The sequence below is a fragment of the Cetobacterium sp. ZOR0034 genome, from assembly GCF_000799075.1.
Taxonomy (GTDB): domain Bacteria; phylum Fusobacteriota; class Fusobacteriia; order Fusobacteriales; family Fusobacteriaceae; genus Cetobacterium_A.
The window spans coordinates 52,419-74,163 of sequence record NZ_JTLI01000044.1; the positions used below are offsets into that span (position 1 = coordinate 52,419).

Annotated in this window: 20 protein-coding genes and 1 pseudogene; 10 read left to right on the plus strand and 11 right to left on the minus strand. The window is 30.3% G+C overall.

Annotated elements, in window-relative coordinates; genetic code table 11:
- The first annotated feature begins 19 nt into the window (after window positions 1-19).
- From moaA to L992_RS08870, 5 genes and pseudogenes are all read left to right on the plus strand, one after another.
- Window positions 20-1,000 carry a GTP 3',8-cyclase MoaA gene (gene moaA / locus L992_RS08855; protein WP_047384738.1) on the plus strand — a complete coding sequence of 327 codons (981 nt, stop codon included), beginning with the start codon at window positions 20-22 and terminating at the stop codon, window positions 998-1,000.
- Window position 1,001: 1 nt separating this feature from the next.
- Window positions 1,002-1,409, plus strand: a pseudogene (locus tag L992_RS13895) (MOSC domain-containing protein); the annotation flags it as partial.
- 12 nt (window positions 1,410-1,421) lie between these two features.
- Window positions 1,422-2,042, plus strand: coding sequence for a copper homeostasis protein CutC (locus L992_RS13900; protein WP_047384750.1), 621 nt, complete (start codon window positions 1,422-1,424; stop codon window positions 2,040-2,042).
- 136 nt (window positions 2,043-2,178) lie between these two features.
- A complete protein-coding gene (locus L992_RS08865) occupies window positions 2,179-3,876 on the plus strand; it encodes a flavocytochrome c (RefSeq protein ID WP_047395739.1) in 1,698 nt (565 codons plus the stop codon).
- A 234-nt stretch (window positions 3,877-4,110) separates the two neighbouring features.
- On the plus strand, window positions 4,111-5,718 hold the full coding sequence (locus L992_RS08870) for an AbgT family transporter (protein WP_047395742.1): 1,608 nt from the start codon (window positions 4,111-4,113) through the stop codon (window positions 5,716-5,718).
- Between the two features lie 36 nt (window positions 5,719-5,754).
- Here the strand turns inward: L992_RS08870 and L992_RS08875 are convergent, their stop codons facing one another.
- Together L992_RS08875 and L992_RS08880 are read right to left on the minus strand one after the other, a co-directional pair.
- On the minus strand, window positions 5,755-6,477 hold the full coding sequence (locus tag L992_RS08875; RefSeq protein ID WP_047395745.1) for a hypothetical protein: 723 nt from the start codon (window positions 6,475-6,477) through the stop codon (window positions 5,755-5,757).
- A 101-nt stretch (window positions 6,478-6,578) separates the two neighbouring features.
- Window positions 6,579-6,791, minus strand: coding sequence for a hypothetical protein (locus L992_RS08880; protein WP_047382286.1), 213 nt, complete (start codon window positions 6,789-6,791; stop codon window positions 6,579-6,581).
- Between the two features lie 132 nt (window positions 6,792-6,923).
- Between L992_RS08880 and L992_RS08885 the strand changes: the two genes are divergently transcribed.
- The 4 genes from L992_RS08885 (at window position 6,924) to mscL (ending at window position 9,790) form a co-directional block, all read left to right on the plus strand.
- Window positions 6,924-7,631 carry a TrkA C-terminal domain-containing protein gene (locus tag L992_RS08885; RefSeq protein ID WP_047382284.1) on the plus strand — a complete coding sequence of 236 codons (708 nt, stop codon included), beginning with the start codon at window positions 6,924-6,926 and terminating at the stop codon, window positions 7,629-7,631.
- A gap of 73 nt (window positions 7,632-7,704) precedes the next feature.
- Entirely contained in the window at window positions 7,705-9,036 is a 1,332-nt protein-coding gene (locus tag L992_RS08890; protein WP_052193953.1) for an MATE family efflux transporter, read from the plus strand.
- Between the two features lie 83 nt (window positions 9,037-9,119).
- Complete coding sequence (locus L992_RS08895; RefSeq protein ID WP_047382281.1) at window positions 9,120-9,359, plus strand: hypothetical protein; 240 nt, start codon at window positions 9,120-9,122, stop codon at window positions 9,357-9,359.
- A 35-nt stretch (window positions 9,360-9,394) separates the two neighbouring features.
- Window positions 9,395-9,790 carry a large-conductance mechanosensitive channel protein MscL gene (gene mscL / locus L992_RS08900; protein WP_047395746.1) on the plus strand — a complete coding sequence of 132 codons (396 nt, stop codon included), beginning with the start codon at window positions 9,395-9,397 and terminating at the stop codon, window positions 9,788-9,790.
- A gap of 53 nt (window positions 9,791-9,843) precedes the next feature.
- Here the strand turns inward: mscL and uidA are convergent, their stop codons facing one another.
- From uidA to L992_RS08930, 6 genes are read right to left on the minus strand one after another with little or no spacing between them, the layout of a single operon-like run.
- Window positions 9,844-11,682 (minus strand): beta-glucuronidase, encoded by a 1,839-nt coding sequence (uidA, locus tag L992_RS08905; RefSeq protein ID WP_047395747.1) that lies wholly within the window; start codon window positions 11,680-11,682, stop codon window positions 9,844-9,846.
- Window positions 11,683-11,707: 25 nt separating this feature from the next.
- The gene (locus tag L992_RS08910) at window positions 11,708-13,135 is read right to left on the minus strand and encodes an MFS transporter (RefSeq protein WP_047395748.1); all 1,428 of its coding nucleotides are present in this window, start codon (window positions 13,133-13,135) and stop codon (window positions 11,708-11,710) included.
- 17 nt (window positions 13,136-13,152) lie between these two features.
- Window positions 13,153-13,959 (minus strand): sugar phosphate isomerase/epimerase, encoded by an 807-nt coding sequence (locus L992_RS08915; RefSeq protein ID WP_047395749.1) that lies wholly within the window; start codon window positions 13,957-13,959, stop codon window positions 13,153-13,155.
- Window positions 13,956-14,942, minus strand: coding sequence for a Gfo/Idh/MocA family protein (locus L992_RS08920; protein WP_047395750.1), 987 nt, complete (start codon window positions 14,940-14,942; stop codon window positions 13,956-13,958). The genes L992_RS08915 and L992_RS08920 overlap by 4 nt, the downstream gene beginning before the upstream one ends.
- Window positions 14,943-14,944: 2 nt before the next feature.
- Window positions 14,945-16,114, minus strand: coding sequence for a Gfo/Idh/MocA family protein (locus L992_RS08925; RefSeq protein ID WP_052193954.1), 1,170 nt, complete (start codon window positions 16,112-16,114; stop codon window positions 14,945-14,947).
- Between the two features lie 13 nt (window positions 16,115-16,127).
- Window positions 16,128-16,991, minus strand: a complete 864-nt coding sequence (locus L992_RS08930) for a sugar phosphate isomerase/epimerase (RefSeq protein ID WP_047395752.1) — start codon at window positions 16,989-16,991, stop codon at window positions 16,128-16,130.
- Between the two features lie 147 nt (window positions 16,992-17,138).
- Here L992_RS08930 and L992_RS08935 point away from each other — a divergent pair, with 147 nt between their 5' ends.
- A complete protein-coding gene (locus tag L992_RS08935; RefSeq protein WP_047395753.1) occupies window positions 17,139-18,350 on the plus strand; it encodes an AraC family transcriptional regulator in 1,212 nt (403 codons plus the stop codon).
- A gap of 47 nt (window positions 18,351-18,397) precedes the next feature.
- Here the strand turns inward: L992_RS08935 and L992_RS08940 are convergent, their stop codons facing one another.
- From L992_RS08940 to L992_RS08950, 3 genes are all read right to left on the minus strand, one after another.
- Window positions 18,398-19,564: a M20 family metallopeptidase gene (locus L992_RS08940; RefSeq protein ID WP_047381301.1), complete on the minus strand. Its 1,167-nt coding sequence runs from the start codon at window positions 19,562-19,564 to the stop codon at window positions 18,398-18,400.
- Window positions 19,565-19,574: 10 nt separating this feature from the next.
- Window positions 19,575-20,687 carry an ethanolamine utilization protein EutH gene (locus L992_RS08945; RefSeq protein ID WP_047381303.1) on the minus strand — a complete coding sequence of 371 codons (1,113 nt, stop codon included), beginning with the start codon at window positions 20,685-20,687 and terminating at the stop codon, window positions 19,575-19,577.
- A 95-nt stretch (window positions 20,688-20,782) separates the two neighbouring features.
- Window positions 20,783-21,718 carry a nitronate monooxygenase family protein gene (locus tag L992_RS08950; protein WP_231549773.1) on the minus strand — a complete coding sequence of 312 codons (936 nt, stop codon included), beginning with the start codon at window positions 21,716-21,718 and terminating at the stop codon, window positions 20,783-20,785.
- Between the last annotated feature and the right edge of the window lie 27 nt (window positions 21,719-21,745).

A 21,745-nucleotide genomic window follows, 5' to 3' on the forward strand; every position in this document is an offset into this window, starting at 1 on the left:
TTTTAAGGAGTAGAGAGCCATGTTAGATAGAAGTAACAGACGAATCAATTATTTAAGACTTTCTATTACAGATAACTGTAATTTAAGATGTCAATACTGCCTTCCTGAAAACCCTAATAGTTTTTCAAAGTCTTCAACTCTGCTTAGTAGTGATGACATTCAAAAAATTGTTGAGGCATTTTCTTTAATTGGAATTAAAAAAATTAGAATCACAGGTGGAGAACCTTTAGTCAGAAAAGATTTTCCTGAAATTTTAAAAAAAATTAATAAAATCCAAGGAATAGAAAAAATAGCTATCACTACAAACGGATTCAACCTTTTAGAAAATCTAAACGAGTTTGAAGAGAACGGACTCAATAGAATCAATATAAGTCTAGATAGTTTGAATAAAAAAAAATATAGTGAAATAACTCGTGGAGGAGATTTCGATAAAGTTTTTGAAACCATAAAAAAAATTTCCGAAATGAATTTTGAAAGAGTTCGATTGAATGTTGTTATTATGAAGGGAATTAATGACGATGAAATTTTAGATTTTGTCAATTTAACTAGAAATTTAAATATTGGAGTTAGATTTATTGAACTAATGCCTATAGGTGAAGGTAAAAAATTCACCTCTATGAAGAACTCTGAAATTATATCATTTATAAAACAGACCTATGAACTTCTAGTAAACTCAAACGAATCTACAGATGGACCTGCAACATACTATAAAATTCCTAATTTTTTAGGAGAAATCGGCTTTATAAGTCCTCTATCAAATAGATTCTGTGATAAATGCAATCGTATCAGAGTCACATCTAGTGGATTTTTAAAACTTTGTTTACATTATAACGAGGGCATTGATTTGCTTCAATACCTTAGAAAAAATATATCTATCAAAGAATTGGCCGAAATTATAGAAGCAGCTATTTATAGTAAAAAACCTAAGGAACATAAAATGAACTCTCTAGAAACTGTTGAAAATATTGAAACAAAAGGGATGAACGAAATAGGAGGATAAAATGGGAAAGCTTATTGCTATTTGTATTAGCGAAAACAAGGGAACTGAAAAAAAAATCGTTGAGAAAGGAGTTCTAATTGAAAATTTTGGACTAGAAAAAGATGCTCATGCTGGAAATTGGCATAGACAAATTAGTTTATTAGAAATCGAAAAAATTGAAGATTTTAATAAAAAAGGGGGAAATGTTGATTTTGGAGCTTTTGGAGAAAATTTAATTATTCAAGATATTGATTTAAAAAATCTAGCCGTTGGATCTATTTTAAAAATTGGAGAATCTTTATTAGAAATAACTCAAAAAGGTAAACAATGTCATCATCACTGTAAAATCTATTATAGAGTTGGTGATTGTATTATGCCTCGTGAAGGTGTCTTTGCAAAAGTAATAAAAGGAGGAGAAATTTCTCCTAATGATAAAATAGAGATTTTAAAGTCTCCTGTTATTTTAGAGGCCTGTGTAGGATCTTATTCAGAAGCTGTCATTGCAATAAAGAATGGTGCTAATAGAATCGAACTTTGTGAAAATCTTTATGAAGGTGGAACAACTCCATCTTATGGAACCATTAAAAAAATTAGAGAGTTAGCAATTCCTAGCTTTGTTATGATTAGACCTAGAGGTGGTAATTTTGTGTATTCTTGTGATGAAATTGAAATCATGAAAGAAGATATCAAAATATGCAAAGAACTTGGAGTTCTTGGAGTAGTTTTTGGAGTTCTTACCGAGGATAATAAAATCGATTACAAACTTTTAGAAGAACTTGTGACTTTAGCGAAACCTATGAGTGTAACTTTTCATAAAGCTATCGATGAAATAGAAAATCCTGAAAATGAAATTCTAAATTTAGCTAAATTAGGGGTTGATAGAATTTTAACATCTGGTAAAAAAGCGACAGCACATGAAGGTGCTTTGCTTTTGAATTCACTTATTAAAATCGCTGAAGACAAAATTAAAATTATCGTTTGCGGTGGTGTTACAAAAGATAATTTTAATTATATAAATAACTTAATACCAAATACTGAATACCATGGAAAAAAAATAGTTTAAACAAAAAAAATGACGAAATATGTACTTTTCGTCATTTTTTATTATATATAACTTGATTTTTAATCACTTATACTTTACAATATAACTACTGTATATTAGTATTATTACACAAATGAATAATTAGGAGGGGTGTTTTATGAAATTTTTTAACAAAAAATATATTAGTCTTTTAACTTCTTTATTTCTAACAACAACATTAACTTACGGAAAAGAATTTATTTCTACAGCAAAAGGTTATAATGGAGATATTAAAGTCAAAGTAAATATTATTGACAATGAAATTAAAAATATTGAAGTTTTAGAGGAGAAAGAAAGTAGCTTTACAAAAGATGGAATGAACTCAATTATTGCAGATATTATTGAAACTCAATCTATCAAAGTAGATAATGTAGCAGGAGCTACTTCTACTAGTGTTGGTTTAAAAAGAGCCATTGACAGAGCTGTCAAAGAATCGGGAGCAAAGCTTACTAGTAGAGAAAAGAAAGTTATTACATATAATGATGTTACAACTGATGTTGTAGTAATTGGTGGTGGAGGTGCTGGTCTTACTGCTGCTATCGCTGCTAAAGATAATGGAGCAGAAGTTATTTTAGTAGAAAAAGCCGCTATTTTAGGTGGAAATACTAATTATGCAACTGGAGGACTTAATGCTGCTGAGACTTCTATCCAAAAAAATAAAGGTATCAAAGATTCTGTTAATATCTTTATAGAAGATACTATGAAAGGTGGAAAAAATACTAACAATAAAAATTTAGTTACAAAAATGGCTAACTCTTCTGCTGAAATTGTAGATTGGCTAATTTCTAAAGGTGCTGATTTAACAGATCTTGGTAGAATGGGTGGACAGAGTGTTGATAGAACTCATAGACCAACTGGAGGCGCACCTGTAGGACCTGATATGATTGCTGCACTTTCTAAAACTGCTAAAAATTCTGGTGTAGATATCAGACTTTCAACTTTTGCAGAATCTCTGGTATATGACGGTGAAGCTATTAGAGGAATTATCGTTAAAGCTACAAATGGAGAAAAGTATACTATTAATTCAAAATCTGTTGTAATTGCTACTGGAGGTTTTGGTGCAAACTCTGATATGATTGTTGAATATGTTCAATCTCTAGAAGGATTTGGAACAACAAATCATAAGGGAGCTACTGGTGACGGTATTACTATGGCTAAAGAATTAAATGTTGACTTTGTTGATATGGATCAAATTCAAACTCACCCAACTGTTATTCCTACTAACAGTGTTATGATAACAGAAGCTGTTAGAGGTAATGGTGCTATTCTTGTCAATAGAGATGGTAAAAGATTTGTTAATGAATTAGATACTAGAGATGTTGTTTCTAAAGCTGAACTTGATCAAAAGGGTGGAAGTGCTTTCCTTATGTTTGATGAAACTGTTAAAAATAGTTTAAAAGCTATTGATAGTTATGATAAAAAAGGTTACTTAGTTAAAGGAGATTCTCTGAAAGAACTTGCTGAAAAGTTGGATATTTCAGCCAAAGAATTAGAGAAAACATTCACTAAATATAACGAAAGTGTAAAAAAAGCAAACGATTCTGAATTCAATAGACAAAGTTTACCAACTGTATTAAATCAAGGTCCTTTCTATAGTGTTGAGGTGGCTCCTGCTGTTCATCATACTATGGGTGGAATCAAAATAAATGATAAAGCTGAAGTTCTATCTAATAACGAGCCAATTCCTGGACTTTTTGCTGCAGGTGAAGTTACTGGTGGAGTACACGGAAGCAATAGATTAGGTGGAAATGCTGTGGTTGACATTACTGTTTTTGGTAAGATTGCAGGTGAAAACGCTAGCCTTTTTTCTAAATAATTGTTTTATTTATAAACTTATAGTTTTTAAAACGCATCTATTTTTTAAAATAAATGCGTTTTTTTAATTTTTTTTGAAAAAATTGTATTGATTTATAATACAATCTATGTTAAAATCAGTTGAGCCTATACCACATCAATAGACTCAATATATTTCATAAATGGAAATTGTGAAAAAAAATTTTCAATTTATACAATTATTCCATTATGACACTTTATTATTAGGGAGGAAAAAATGTCTACAAATTCTACAAAAAAAATGAGCTTTTTTGAAAAATTCCTAAACTTTGTTGAAGTTACAGGAAACAAGTTACCTCATCCAGTTGCGATGTTCTTCGGTTTCTTTGTGGTAACAATTATCTTTTCTATGATTCTTTCGTCAATGGGGGTTTCTGTTAACTATAAAGAAATCTCAAGAGCAACAGGTCAAGTTATTGAAAAAACGACTTATGTTCAAAACCTTCTAACTAGAAGCGGTATTAGAGCAATTTTTGGTACAACAGTTACTAACTTTACAGGTCATGCTGCACTTGGTTCAATCGTTGTTGCTATGCTTGGAGTTGGATTAGCCGAAGGAACAGGTTTACTAAACTCTATTATTAAAAAGATTGTTATTTCGACTCCTAGACAACTAGTTTCTGCTATTGTTGTTTTTGCTGGAGTTATGTCAAATATTGCATCAGATGCAGGATACGTTGTTCTTATTCCACTTGGTGCTGTTATCTTCTTATCATTCGGAAGACATCCACTTGCTGGAATAGCCGCTGCATTTGCCGGAGTTTCTGGTGGATTCTCAGCTAATCTTTTGATAGGAACTACTGATCCACTACTTGGAGGAATTACTACTACGGCTGCGCAGATCGTTTTACCAGGATATTCAGTTACTCCTACAGCTAACTTCTTCTTCATGTTTGCTTCTACATTCTTAATTACATTTGTTGGAGCATGGATTACTGATAAAATTGTTGAACCTAGATTAGGTGAATACAAAGGACCAAAAGATGATGTTAATTTAAATGATCAAATTACCCCTGAAGAGAAAAAAGGGTTAAGAGCTGCTGGTTTTGCTACAATTGCTTTTATAGCTTTAATACTTGCAATGGTACTACCTGAAAATGCAGTATTCAGATTAACTTCAGAAGAGGTTACAAAGTTTATAGCTGCTAACAACAGAGAACCTGGTACAATGGAAATTTTAAAACCATTCTTCAGTGATTCTATCGTATATATCTTAATGCTTGCATTCTTTATTCCAGGATTAGCTTACGGTATTGCTGCTAAAACAGTTAAATCACACAAAGATGTTATCAAAGCTATGACTAAAGCTATGGCTTCTTGTGGACAAGTTTTAGTTATCATATTCGTTTCTGCACAATTCGTTTATGTTTTCTCAAAATCAAACATCGGAATTGTTATAGCTGTTAAGCTTGCTGATGTATTAAAAGATTTAGGAATTTCTGGAATCTGGGCTGCGGTTGGATTAATCTTCTTAACTGCGTTTGTTAACCTATTTATCGGAGGAGCTTCTTCTAAATGGTTAATGCTATCTCCAGTATTCATTCCTATGTTTGTTGAACTAGGATTAACTCCTGAATATACTCAATTAGCATACAGAATTGGAGATTCGACTACTAACATTATATCTCCATTAATGTCTTACTTCCCAATCATAGTTGGTTTTGCTTCTAAATATGAGGAAAAAGAGGGATCAATGGGAATTGGAACTATCATTGCTATGATGCTACCATACTCTATTGTATTCTTAATTGGATGGACAATAATGTTCGTTGCATGGACTTATTTAGGATTACCAATTGGACCTGGAGTAAGCATGTTTATGTAAAAAAACTAAAGGATGAAGAAAATTTCTTCATCCTTTTTATATATCCTTTTCTTCTCCTACTTCTATTATATCAATATATTTTTTCATCTCTTTTCGAGCAGCTTCTCCCTTAGAAAAAATTGTAATTACATTTTCTGGATTTAAGGTTCTAATAAAACTATTTAACATAACTAAATCCATAGTCTTATCGTCACTGAAATAACTATTTTTTATTCTTCCTATATTTGCAATCATCAAATCTATTGGATAATATATAAGATTTTTTATTATGTTTTCAGCATATATAGTATCCGCTGTTATGTATATTCGTTTCACTTTCCCTTCTCCATCAATTATTGTCAAAAAATAACCATTAGCCTTCCCCAAAATTGGATTTGATAAAAATCCACCACCTTTATAGGTCGGTATTACTTCTATTATTATTTTATACCCTTTTATCTCTATCTCTCTTTTTTTAAACCATTCGACAAAATCTATATTTGAGTTTTTTTTATCTCTCAAAAGTTTTCCAGATTCTTTTCTAGTTATAATTCTAGCGTTTTCTTCTATAATTTTAGCACCCTCTTCATCAAAATGATTTAAAGAACACTCTGTTATCAACCATAATTTTATATTTTTAAAACTTTCATCTTCCGATCCAACAAATCTAATATCCTCTCCTTTTTTATTTAAAAACGATGGATTACATCCTATTTTAAATTTTTTATCTATCTCCAATATCCAACAAGTTTTTCCTAAAAATTTAAATTTCAACTCCATAGTTCCCTCCAAAACTTAAATTCAATGATATAAGTCTTTTCTGCAAACATCTGTATCTTCCTTTAAAAAAAAGTATCCTTACTATGGATACTTTTCTTCATCTATTTCTCAGTTTTTATAACTCCTTTTGTATACTCAATTTTTATAACTTTATCCGTAAAAGGAACCTCTTGAGTTACATATCCATCAAACAATTTCCCTTTATAATATAATTTAGTTCCCTTCAACTCTAAGTTTTCATCTCCAAATTTAACCTCTTGTTTACTGCAAGCAACCAAAGATAAAATTGCTATCCCTAATAATATTTTTCTCATACCTTATTACTCCTAACTAAATTTAATTAAAAATATTATAGCATATATTTTTTAACTTTTTCTATTTATTAAAGGATTTTCTTTTTTTTATAGTACTTATCTTTATACAAACTATTATCTATAGGTGGTGTTATGAGTACTGACTTTGCAATCTTAGCTTTTTTCAGTTTAATGTTAGCTTATCTTTTAATCTGTGAAATTTTCACTATTCTTTTTAGATTAACCGGCTTAACGGAAGAAACAGCACGTTTTCAAGTTATCTCTATGTTAACAACATGTGGTTTTACAACAGTTGAAAGTGAACTTATTACCTCTTCTAGAAAAAGAAAAAAACTTGCTTTTATAACTATCCTTTTTGGTTATATTTTCTCAGTTACAATAGTCTCTATGGTTATAAATTTCTTTATGCGTTTAAGTGATGAAAATAGCCTACAAATTATTCTAAAAGCTATTTTAGCTATAATTTTTATTATTATCATCTGGTATATTCTTCTAAAAGTAAATTTTGTTAAAACTCGATTTGATAAAATAATTAGTAGATTCGGAGTAAAAGCTATGTTTAAAAACCAAAATAATCCTATTATGGTTTTAGCAATTTTTAAGTCTGAAGTTATTGCAGAAGTTACAATTACTAATTTACCTGAAGAACTTATAGATACAAAGTTGAAGGATTCTTATATTAGATTACACTACAATCTTCAAATTTTAACTGTAATAAAACCTAATGATGAAAGCACTCCAGTAACCGGAGATACAATACTTGAAAACAATGATAAAGTTATTATTTTTGGAACATTAAAAAATATAAAAAAACTTTTTATCAGAGAAAAGAAATTTTAAATAAAGAGACTTACCAGTCTCTTTTTTTTATGTTATAATCTACCTCGGCGTAAAAATTTTAAAGGAGTAGATAATGAAACTTGGATCAATTGATTTAGAAAAAGATTCTATAAGTAAGCTATTTTTTAACTTTTCTTTTCCAGCTGTAATGGGAATGTTAATCTCAGCTTTTTATGTTATTATTGATGGTATTTTTATAGGTAGAGGTATCGGTGGAGATGGTTTAGCAGCAATTAATGTTGCATACCCTGTAATCACTTTAACTATTGCTTTGAGTCTTATGTTTGGAACTGGAGGAGCCACAGTTATCTCTATAAAACAGGGAGAAGGAAAATCTGAAGAAGTTAATAAATATTTTTCACATATGATTATTTTAAATATTATTTCCTATATTATCATATGTTCGTTAACACTTATATTCCAAAATAAAATTATCTATTTTTTAGGAAGTAGTGATAAATTATTTGACTTAACAAAAGCTTATTTAATTCCAGGAGTTATTTTCAGTATATTTTTTATGTTATCTATATCTTTAAATGCTGTGGTTAGAAATAACAATAGCCCTAATTTTGCTATGGCATCTATGGGAATTGGAGCCATCGTAAACATTTTATTAGATGCACTTTTCATTCTTAAGTTTAAATGGGGAATGTATGGTGCAGCATATGCTACCGGTATAGCCCAGATGTCATCTGCATTATTTTTGCTTTCTTATTTTTTAAGGAAGGATTGTAATATAAAATTTATACAAAACACACTAGATATTAAAGCTATTAAAAGAATTTGCTTGAATGGATTCCCATCTTTTATTCTAGAATTTGCGGTTGCTGTAATTACAATTTTATTCAATTCAACTTTAATGGTTTTAACTGGTGAGATTGGAGTAGCAGCTTTTAGTATAATCGCTTATATATTTTATGTTTTTAGAATGATTTTCAATGGTTTGGCACAAGGGATTCAACCTATTATCAGTTATAACTTTGGTGCTAAACAATGGAGTAGAATAAAAGACACCTTAGTTTTAGGTCATAAGATATCTTTAGTTGTTTCTTTACTAATTCTTTCACTTGTGTATTTCGAAAGAGATTTTATCATCGAATTTTTCAACGGAGATTTAGAATTAATCAAATTGGCTTCTAGAGGTTTACTTATATACTCATCAGCAGTTATATTTTTAGGAGCTAATTTTATTCATATATCTTATTTACAGTCTATGGAGAAAGCTACTATCGCTAATTTTTTATCTTTTGGTAGAAGTTTTGTATTTATTATTATTGGTATCTTTACTTTACCAAGTTTTATTGGTATAGATGGTGTTTGGCTCTCTCTTCCCTTTGCTGACTTCATGACATTTATTACTGGAGCGGCTATTGGATTAAAAAATAGAAACAACAAAACTACATAATTTTTTTTCTTGAGAGAAAAAGAAATCAACTTTTATTTCGTATATAAATAACATAATACTTTTGACAAAAGGAGGGAAGTCTTATGTTGCATTTTGTACACGATTATGAATTTTTAGGTCTAGCTAAGAAAAATTTTACTGATGATTATGGTAATGAGATGTGTCAGCTTTACTATATATATAAATGTAAAAAATGTCATAAAATTAAAATAAAAGAGTTTATGGTTTCTAAAGCTGATGAATCGGATGGAATCCCTACTGTTTTAGGTCTATATCGCAACGCTTTAGATTGTGATGTTCTTAGAGCTATTGAAATTTCTTAACATTTATAAGTTTTAAATTATAAGGAGGGGTACAGATGTTTTTAAAAGAGTTTAAAGAGTTTGCTATCAAAGGAAATGCTATTGATTTAGCTGTCGGTGTTATAATTGGAGGGGCTTTTGGGAAAATTGTAACCTCTATTGTCAATGATCTTTTGATGCCTATTGTTGGTATTTTATTAGGTGGAATCAATTTCTCAGACCTTAAATATGTTATAAAGCCCGCTGAAGGAACTATTCCTGAAGCTGCAATAAGATATGGTAATTTTATTCAGTCAGTTGTTGATTTTACAATCATCGCCTTTTGTATCTTTTTGATGGTAAAAGCTATTAATCAATTACGAAAGAAAGATGAAGTTCCTGCTGCACCACCAGCTCCTACAAATGAGGAAAATCTTTTAACTGAAATCAGAGATTTATTAGCTAAAAAATAGATAAAAGAGTGTATCGATTATTTTTAATCAATACACTCTTTTTATTTTTAACTTTATTTTTTATAATTAAAATCTGGAATTTGCTCCCATCTTTTCTTTAATGTATATGCTGCCATTTTAGGTTTTCTCTCTCTTGTAAAGATTCCTTTTTTATTTCCTCCAACTCTCATTATACTATCATATCTTGTTGCAAAGTCTGCAAAGTTCCAAACTTGTTCACCTATAAAATATTCCATCTTATCAAAGGCTCTTCCATGAACTTCATAATAAAGCTGTTGATAATCTTCACTATAAATAACAGGGGTCGTCTCTTTTAAACCATTTACCGTATCAGCACCAAACTCTGTATACATCATTGGTTTTTTATGATGCTCCCACCACATCTCTAACTCTTTAACAATCACACCTTCAACTAATTCAACTTCACCAACACCCCAGTACCAACCGTAATATCTATTAAAGCATAGTACATCTAACTCAGCACAAACTTTATGAGCTTCCTCTGTATTTAAAGGGTATGCTATATGAGAAACCAATGTAATTGGTCTCTTTTGAGCATCTAAACCTCTTGCTAAATCTATTATTGGCTTAAAGTATGCATACGATCCTTCCTCTTCTAAGGCTGTTTCATTTGCAACACACCACATAACTACACATGGATGATTTTTATCTCTTTTTATAAGTTCTCTTATATCTTTTTCATGTTGCTCTTTTGTTTTTAAAACTTCCCAGGTTGACTGAGAAGATTTTATTCCCATATAAGTATTCATAAAGTTTACATGAAGCCCTACAGCTGGAACCTCATCAATTACAACAATCCCTTCTTCATCCGCTAATCTCATAATCTCCTCTGAGTAAGGATAGTGTGATGTTCTAAATGAGTTAGCTCCAATCCATTTCATCAAGCTAAAATCTTTTCTATTGATAACTTCATTTAATCCTCTACCGTTTGAATTTGAATCCTCATGTTTTCCGAATCCTTTGAAATAGAATGGTTTTCCATTGATTAAAAACTTTCCAGCTTCAACTTTCACTGTTCTTACTCCACATTTTTCATAATAAACATCTAATATTTTATCTCCATCTTTTAAAGTAACTTTAATCTCATAAAGATATGCTGCACCTGGCTCCCAAAGTTTAGCATTCTCTATTTCAATCCTATTATTTTTTCCAGTTGCAGTCGCTATATTTTTCCCCTCTTTATCTATAACTTCTACGAACACATCCCCATCAAAAGATGCTTGTACACTGTAATCTATAATCCCTTTTTCTTCTACTATATCTGTGATTAAAGTTATATCTTTTATAAACTCTTTAGGAGTTGTATATATTTTTACAGGTCTGTGGATACCACTATAATTGAAGAAATCTACGCAATATGCTATATGTCTTTTAACTTTAGGTATCATTAGCTCCTCTAAACCTTTTGAAACATTATCCAACTCTTTAACTCCACCAACTGGTAAAGTTGTATTATCTAAAGTATTATCAACCAAAATCGTCAGTCTATTTCTATTCACTAGCATATCTTTCTCTAAAACTACTTCAAAAGGAAGAAACCCACCTTTATTTCTACAAATCTCTTTTCCATTTAAAAAGACAACTGCCTTATGCGTTACACTTCCAAATCTTAAAACAACTCTATCTTCATTTAAAATTCCTTTTGAAAGTTCAAACTCTTTTTCATACCATACTGCACCAACGTGCTCTCTTACTTCTTTATCCTCTATTAAATCATTAAAACTTGAAGGAACTGGCATATTATACACTTTGCCATACAATCTATCTTTAAAATATCCATTCTCAATACCTTTTCCGTCATCTAACTTAAATCTCCAAACTCCTGATAAATCTATTAAATTTCTAGTTGTTGTCATTATTGGGTATAACATCTATTTACCTCGCTTTTTATTTTTTTTATGCTAACTCTAATTTTTCATCTACAAGTTCCTCTTCATACTCATTTTTTTGTGAATTTAAAGAATTTTGGATATCTTTCATTTTCTCTATATTTAACTCGTAATATTTCATTGCCACTAAAGATGCTACAAAACCTAAAATTGGAATTATACAATATACAAAAAGTACTACCGAATTAAACTTTGCACTTATAAACGTATTCGGTGAAATTACTGTCTTACTTACTCCTGCATAAGCTAATGCAAATCCTACTATAGTTGTTGAAAGAGATGAAACAAATTTATCTATAAACGAAAACAATGTTCCCATCATCCCTGGAATAAATTTACCAGATCTATATAGCTCATAATCTGTTACATCTGCAATCATAGGAATCACTATCGGGCTCGAAACTGCCGAAAAACCTTGTTGTATAAACATAAAAGTTAAAAATAATGTTGTACTAGCCCCTGTCATTCCTAATATATAAACTATCACTGTCGAAATCATTCCAAGCCATGTTGTTGCTACAAATGATTTTTTTAAACCTACTTTTCTAGCCCAAAACAGTCCACATATTCCCATTATTGTTATTGGTATTCCTGTCATTGCTGAGTAACTTCCCTGTAATTTAGAATCAAGTAATATATTTGCAAACAGATAAACCGAAACACCTTTCATTGCATTAATAGCTAACTTATCTGTTGAAGCTGCAATTGTTAACATCTGTATAGCTCTATTATTTTTCAAAACATCAACATAATCTGAAAATTTTAGCTTCACACTCTTATTCATTCCAAAGAATTCACTTCTATCTTTTTCCCATATTCCAATCAAAGCTAATATCGTACAAATTACCGAAAGAATTACTGTTGACTTTGATACAAATGTCCAAAGTTCAGGGTTTAAAAGTCCATTCTCGTATCTTGGAGCAATCACGCTCATTAAAACATATATTCCACCCGTAAATATTATCGTATTATATATTGTGTCAAATATTGAAAAAAGTGGTCTTTGCTTAGGATCGTTTGTCAAAACTACTTGCCCACCTTTTGTACAAGCGGTTTGGAATGTATAACCTATTATGTAAACCACATAAAAAGAGGTCGTCCATATATATTTTCCCATCTGTGAAAACTCTAATGGTGTATTAAAAATTGCAAATAAACTAGTTACTATTATTATATTTCCTACAAGCATAAACGGTCTAAATTTTCCAAATCGACCATCAGTTTTATCTATAAAATAACCTATAATAGGATCTGTTATCCCATCAAATAGCCTCATACATGTTGCGATTATTCCAACTAAAACCCCAGATAACCCCAATATATTTTGTGTGTAGTACATATAGTAAAGTGTTAAAAACATAGCTAAATTTGTTGCTGAGTTATTTAATACAAAAAGTCCAATCTTATATGATTTCGAACGATTATACATTTCCATTTGTTACACTCCCCTTATTACACTATTTTTTTTAAAAACTCAAGACTCTTTTTATAGTCACCACTAATGTCTTCATCTAAAGAGTAATCTTGCTCTATAATAATCCAATCTATTTTTAAACTTTTTATCTTTTCTACAATAGGTTCAAATGCTATATTTCCCTCTCCTAAAGGACATATCACCTGTTTTCCTAAATCAAAGAACTTCTCCCCAGTGCTAACTATTTTCATATCTTTTAAATGAATTGTATTTAATCTATCACTATATTTATCAATTAAACTCAATATGTTTACCCCACCATATTGAGCCCAATATGTATCAATTAATAACTTCACATTTTCTTTATTTGTATTCTCCATAAGAATATCCAATCCAAATTTTTTATTAAACTTCATAAATTCAAAAGCATGCATATGATACATAAAGAATATGTTTTCTTTTAAAAGGTCCCCACCAATTTTATTTATAATATTAGAAAACTCTACATACTTTTCATAACTACCTTGATATTCCATTGGCATAGCACCTATCCCACACAAGTCACATCCCCATTCCTTATGTGCCTTTATTACCATTTCCAAATTCTGAGTCAAATCTAAAAAGTTTATATGTGTTGCTATTATTTTAAGATCTAACTCTTTACATGTATCTCTATAAAAATCTATAATTTCATCAGTTACTCTTCCAAAACCAGAAAGTTGAACTCCATCATATCCCATCTCTTTTGCATTTATTAAAGACTCTTTTGCAAAAGAAAGTTCAACAGCCTTTCCCTCTTTTAAATAAGGCATAAAATAACCTATCATCTGCACTGCAATTTTCATCTTAAGTCACTCTCCTTATAGATATCTGTTATAATTTTCAAACTTTTTAGAGATTCTTCTAACGGAAGATATAATTTTTTATTTTTTCCAAGAGAGTTATAGAAACAATCAATCTCTTTTTCATGTGAAGCCCCATAGTAATCTTTTATCTCTCCTTTTTCATCTCTTTGTAAAACTATCTCTTCATTATCTTTACTTAACAAAAGTTTTCCATCTCTTATTGTATAAGTTCCATTTTCACAATAAACTTTTAAAGTTACACTCGTATTATTAAAGTTACACAAAGTTCCACTAAAGAATCCTTGAACTCCATTTTTAAAATCTAACTTTATTGAAGCTGTATCCTCTACATCTAGTGTTAGATTTTTAAGCTTAAAAACTTGGCCAGATATATTTTCGATCTCTCCTCCAATATCCTGTAAGTAATCTATTGTGTGAATTGCTTGATTTATAAGTAGCCCACCACCACCTTCAAGCTTCTTTCCTCTCCAAGGAGCAGCTTCGTAGTAGTTTAAATCTCTTCTCCAAAACACGGTCGCCTCTAAGCCTTTAATCTTTCCCGCTTCGCCTTTGTCCAACTCCTCTTTCAACTTTATATAACTTCTATTTCTTCTATTTTGATATACTACTGTTGCTTCCACATTTGGATAGATTTGAAGAAGCTCTATCAATTTTTGAGCTTCTTCATAAGTATGAGCTAATGGTTTTTCTATTATAAAATGAATTCCTTTTCTACATGCTAACTCAGCTATTTCATACCTTATATTATGTGGTGTCAAAATATGTATTGTATCTAAACTCTCATTTTCAAGCATATCGACAAAATTTCTATAATAATTACATCCATTTTCTTCTCCAACTTTTTTTGCAGCATCTAGTTTTAAATCACACACTGCAATCAGCTTATGATTTTTCTTTATTAAAGGTATATGTACATCACTTATAACTCCACATCCAATCACACCTACTCTTTTTTCCTCCATAATTAAATACTCCATTTCTTTGTGTATTTAGATGTTGCACACTTTTTCATTAACTCCTCATAATAAACATCTTTATCGATTGGTAAATCAATCTCTTTATTTAAAAACGTTGATAAAAGCATACTATTTATCAATTCTAAAGCTTTTATTCCCTCTATTCCTGGAGCTATTAGTTTATCTTTTCCTTCAATAGCATCTATCCAATTTTCTATAACTAAAGCATGTTCAATTCCCCAAGGTACTTCTCCTAAATCTTTTGATGTGTATATTGTTTCTTCTACTTGAGGCGTGTTCTTAGGATCTCTTAAATCTGCCGTTGCAACTAAATTCAACTCATTTTCAGGAACAAGAAGTTTTTTATAAGTTAACACATCATTCTCTATTACAATTTTTCCATTATTTCCAATAATTTCAAGCCTATTTGTTCCTGGGGCGTCGTGAGTAGAAGTTATAAATACTCCGTTTCCTCCATTTGGATACTCTACATATGCTGTTACATCTGTTTCAACCTCTACATCTCTATTCTCTCCAAATTTACAATATGCTCTTACCTTATTAGGCATTCCACAAAGCCATTGCCACATATCTATCTGATGTGGAGCTTGATTTATTAGAACTCCTCCACCTTCTCCAGCCCAAGTTGCTCTCCATTCTCCGTTGTCATAATATTTTTGTGGACGATACCAGTTTGTTATTATCCAATTTACTCTTTTAAATGTTCCTACACCATCAGCATCTATTATCTCTTTAGCTTTTATAAATAGTGGGTTAGTTCTTTGATTGAATAACAATCCGAATGTAACATCCCTGTTTTCTTCAGATATCTCATTTAATTCCTCAATATTTTTTGTAAACACTCCAACTGGTTTTTCTAAAAGTACATGTATCTTTTGCTTAATAGCTTCTATTCCCATTATTGGATGTAAGTAGTGTGGTGTTGCAACTATAACTGCATCAATCTCACCAGAACTTAACATCTCTTTAAAACTAGTAAAAATTTTCAATTCAGGAATAACCCCTTTTGCCCACTCTAATTTTTCTGTATCTATATCACAAACTGCTGTTAATTTTGCATTTTTTACCGTTCCATTTGGTATTAAAGGTTTATCTGTAAACGACATCACATGTACTTTCCCCATAAACCCTATTCCAACTATTCCAACTCTTAACATATCTATTCCCTCCTTAAATTCTATTTATCATTTCTAATAATGTTTTTAATGATGTTTCAAAAGCTTCTTTTCCATCTTTAAACTCGACTTTTCTATCTTTTACACTCTCGTGTTCTAATGATTGCAAAGTACTAAAATTTGTAAGATGAGGCTCTAATGATAAGAAATTTTCATAGCTATCATTTTTTAACTCTCTTAAAATTTCAAAAATTTGACCATCACCTGTTCCTATTAATACATTTTCATTTGATGAATATTTTGCATCTTTTAAATGAACATATTCAACATACCTCTTTAATTTTTGATAAGCCTTTAACGGTGAAACTCCAACTTGAACAAAATTAGCAGGATCAAATATCAATTTAAATCTATTTGAATTTTTTTTAGTTAACTCTATTAGATTCAAACAACTTTCAATATCATCTCCGTAAATTCCCTTTTCATTTTCATGAAGTAATACTAAATCTGTTCCATCAACCTCTTTTAAAAAACTTTCTATTTTTTCAAAAATTATATTTTCATATTTTTTCTTATTCTCTTTATTTAAAAAGAAACTAAAAACTCTAACATATTTAACTTTTAATCTCTTCGCTATCTCTATTACATTTTTAAATTTTTTAAAGTGTTCTATGAATTCCTCTTCGAAGTTTTCATTTTCAATATTTATTTTGCCTATCGGAGAAGCTATGCATGAAACCTCTATATTTTTTTCTAATAGATATTTTTGAATTTCATCAATCTCACTTAAAGACATCTCAGATATATTCTTTCCATCAATTGATCTTAACTCAATAAACTTCATTTTTAAATTTTTAATAATCTCCACTTCTTTTTTAAATCCAATATCTATTTCATCAATAAATCCTGATATTTTCATTTCTTCATCTCCTTTTTTGTGGCTCTCTTTACTAATCTAATTATATTATCTGTTTCTATTAAAAAAAATGTTAATACTTGATAAAATCGCAGTCTTTTTTTGACTTTTTTTATTTTTTGTGCTATTTTAAATTAAGGAGGTCGTAAAATGAATATTTTATCTAATTTGTGCAACATGTTAGGGATTTTAACAAACACAAATATTACTGTTTTTAATAAAAATGGAGAGAAAATTATTAAATATAGCTCTTTTCAAGTTATCGAAGATTTCTTTCTTACAGAAAATAATATTTTGGAAATGAAATCTTTTCTTATTGATCAAAAAAATACAACAATATCTTTAGAAAAAACTTGTGGCTATACAATCAACTTCATCGGAGTTAAATCGCTACAAAAAAATATCTTTTTTGTAATCGGACCGTTTCTTTGGAAAGACCCTTTTTATGAAAAACAAAAAGATATATATAACTTAAAAAAGAACTCTCCAGCTGAATACAATTTTTATTCAAATTTAAAAAAAGTTAAAACTATTCCTACTGAAATTTTATTTCCACTAGTTTTCAATCTCATAAACTGTGAGTTTATGAATGTTGAAAAAAATATACACACTATCAATGACACTATAAAAAAAATTGAAAATAAATCAGAAAACTTTAAAATATCATCAGAAAATATAGAACTAACAAATGAAAGGTATCATATTGAAAATTTAAAATTGAAAGCAATTAAACTTGGTGATTGTGAAAAGGCATTAAAATATCATAAAGCTATGTCCTCTCTAAGTGAATTGAACCAACGGATACCTAGTAATGTTTTTAGAGCCTTTAAAAATGGACTATTCATATCTAGTGGAATTATTCGAAAAGCTGTTGAAGAAGCTGGTGTTCCTCCTACACTTATTCATGATTTATCATCTAAAATCTTTACTTGGATTGAAAACTCTTCAACCTTAGCAGAAGTAAAAAAAATTGATGAAGATATTATAAAAGAGTATTCAAAACTTTGTCTTTTTCATAATGAGAAGTATAACTCTTTTAGCTCCAATATCAAAAATGCACTGCTTTTTATAAATATAAATAAAGATAAATCCATTAGTCTAAACGAAGTTGCAGATTTCACATCACTAAATCCCGAATATCTTTCTAGATTATTTAAAAAAGAAGTTGGAATGAATTTCAAAGACTACCTTCAAGATATTAAAATTAAAGCTGCTATTGATTTTTTAGAAAATACTAATCTAAAAATTTCAGAAATCGCATTAAAACTTGATTATTGTAATGTTGAAAATTTTTCAAAATCCTTTAAAAAATCTACAGGAGTTACACCTGCTAAATTTCGGAAAAACTCGAATATAAAATAACTAAAAAAGAGATTCTACAATTTTAAACTGTAGAATCTCTTTTACTTTTATCTATTGCTAAACTCTAGCTTTATCTCATCTAAAAGTTTAGTATTTTTTAATAGTTTAACCCCTGTTACAGCTAGTGCTAAAACAGCCTCTTCCATTCCTTTATAAGCTCCATCCTCAACAGTACACTCTGCTAACTCTCTACTGTGACTGATTACATCTTTATAAAGAGGCATATACGGGTGTATTGTAGCGCAGACATGACTTACATCTCCTGCATCTGTCGACCCACTATCCTCAGAGTTCTCCATTTTTTCAACTCCAATATCTTTCAAGCTTTCTTCATAAACTTCCATTAAAGTCTTATTTGTTATTAAATCTAAGAAACTTGTTTCATAATTCTCTATTTCTAAAGTAGTTCCTGTTGAAACAGCAGCCCCATTAGCACAATTTAAAACTTTCTTTAAAAGTATATCTAACTCTTTCTTATTTCTTGATCTTACATAGAAGTTTGCTACTGCTAAATCTGGTATTATATTAGCAGCTTCTCCACCTTTTGTTATTATTCCGTGAACTCTATCGGTAGGCAGAATCTGCTGTCTCAATGCATTTATTGTATTAAATAGTGTTATAACTCCATCTAAAGCATTTATCCCAAGATGAGGTGCACCTGCAGCATGAGAAGTTTTTCCTCTAAATGTGAATTGTAAAGCTTCCATAGCTTGACTAGAACTACTTCTCAAATGAATATTTCCACTCGTTGGATGAACTATCATCGCTACATCAATATTATTGAAAGCTCCCTCTTTAACCATCTTAACTTTTGCTCCATCTGTTTCCTCAGCAGGTGTTCCTATTACTAAAACCTCTCCTCCATAGACATTCACAAACTCTCTCAAAAGTATTCCTGCGGCAACACTCGTAACTCCTAGTATATTGTGTCCACATCCATGCCCAATCTCTGGTAGAGCATCATATTCAGCTAAATAAGCTATTCTTGGACCAGGTTTCTTAGCAGCATAATTTGCCAAAAATGCGGTCTCTATTCCACAGTATCCTTTTTCAACAAAAAATCCATTTTTACTCAATAACTCACAATGCTTATCTCTTGCTTTTACCTCTTTTAATCCCAATTCTGGATTTTCAAAAAGAAACTGATTTAACTCTTTTAATTCATCTAAAATCTTTGCATATCTCTCTTTTAAATCTATAATGATTTTCTCCATTTATTCCTCCCTAGTTTATCTTCAGACCTTTGTTTAATACAAAACTATTATTTCTTTCCTTTTTATTTATAAACATAGTTTTTGCTAGATATATAGCAGCAAAACCAGAAACCAATTTAGCCACAATAAATGGTAATATATTTTCTGGAGATACTCCCGCAACAAAACCTAATTGTCCACCAAAAACATAAGACCCCGCGACAGCAAAAGCACTATTTATTATCTTACTATTATTATCCATCTTTCCAAAAATTCCAAACATCGGTATACTACTTACTAAAGAAGCCATAAATCCAGCGGTTCCACTTTCATCTATCCCTAGAATACCACCCAATGTTTTTAATCCTGTTTTACAATATTTTTCTATAAAATATAAAAATGGATATGCACCACTCAATGTAAGCGATACTCTTGTAACAATTTTCATACTCTCATCTATCGGATTTAATCCATCAACTATCGAATACCCAAACATTGTTTCAATTAATGTTAAAGTCAAACCTACAGTTACTAACAGTGTCATCAATTTACCAAATTTATCAAAAATATTGCAAGTTTTCTCTGGATAAAACCATAACCCACTACAAATAGCTACAGAAAAAAGCACTACTGGTATCAAATTGTAAATAACTAAAGATAAATTCAATCCCATCATAACGCCCGCAACCAAACATCCCAAAGGTATTGTTGCTACTCCACTTAGTATTCCTTTTGAAAAGCTATTTTTCGAATCATTATCAATAATTCCAAATGCAACAGGCATCGTAAAAATAACTACAGTTCCTAGCATAGAACCCAAAATTACACCGGAAAAATCAGCTAAACTTTTATCTATTGCTAAGTCCTGAGCTAAAAAATATCCTCCCATATCTGTTGCTAATATAGAGTTTATATAAATTGAAGGATCTACTCCAGTTAAAGAGTAAAGTAATTCAACAAAAGGTTTTGAGAATTTTGAAATTAATGGACTTATAGATAAGATCCCTAACATCGCTAACATTAATGGCCCTGCCACACATATTCCATCTTGAAACCTTTGACCATATCCTAACTTATTTCCAAAACATCTATCTATAGCACCTAAAACAGCAAAAAAAGTTAAGATAAAAAATATAACTTTCACTCTAAAATCCCCCTTATTTTTGTTTAATATCAATTGATTATAACACAAAAAGAAAAAAAATCTAGCACTTGCGTACTAGATTTTAAAATTATTTTTTATCCTATCACTTTTCCTCTAAACATATCAAATACCTCTTTTACAGATAAAATACTATCGATTTTCCAAGCATCTTTCCCTGCAAAGAATATTCCTTCTAAAGCATTTCCTTCATGACCTTTTATTAAACTATCTTTAACACAGAATTTTCTACTACACTTTTTTAAGCAACTAGTACAGCTCTTTGGTGTTAATTTCTCCTCTGCAATCACTCTATTAACATAAGGTGAAACTATAGCATTCGCAGGTAATCCCGCCGAACTCATGATTTGAACGACATCTCCCTCTTTTGAGTTCACATACACTTCTTTGAACTCTTGGCTAACTTCACACTCTTCAGTAGCTATAAATCTACTTCCCATTTGAACTCCAGCTACTCCTAAAGCCATCATTCTTTCAGCATCTTCTGGAGTTATTACTCCTCCAGCTCCGAATACAGGAATAGAAACCCCTTTTGCTATCTCCTCTACAATGTCCCAAGAGTCTTTATCTGTCCCTAAATGTCCTCCGGCGTTTCCTCCCTCAACAACTATAGCGTCAGCTCCTAATTTCTCTGCTATCTTAGCTAACTTTAAACTTGAAACAATCGGTACTATCTTAACCCCAGTTCCTTTTACTGTGTCAAATATATCTCTTGAGAAACCAGCTCCACATATAATCATGTCAACTTTTTCCTCTATTGATACTTTTACAGCTTCAGCAAAGTTAGAAGCAGCTACCATTATATTTACTCCTAGTGCTCCACCTTTTTCTATAATCATCTCTTTTGCTTTTCTTATCTCGTCTCTAAATTCATCTGCAGGAATAGCTGTTCCAGATATAACTCCCACTCCACCTTGATTAGCTACTGCTGATGCCAATCTTGACATTGAAGCTCTTATTCCCATTCCACCTTGAATTATTGGTACTTCTATATTTAAATCTCCGATTCTCACTAAAATTCACCTCCAATAATAATAACA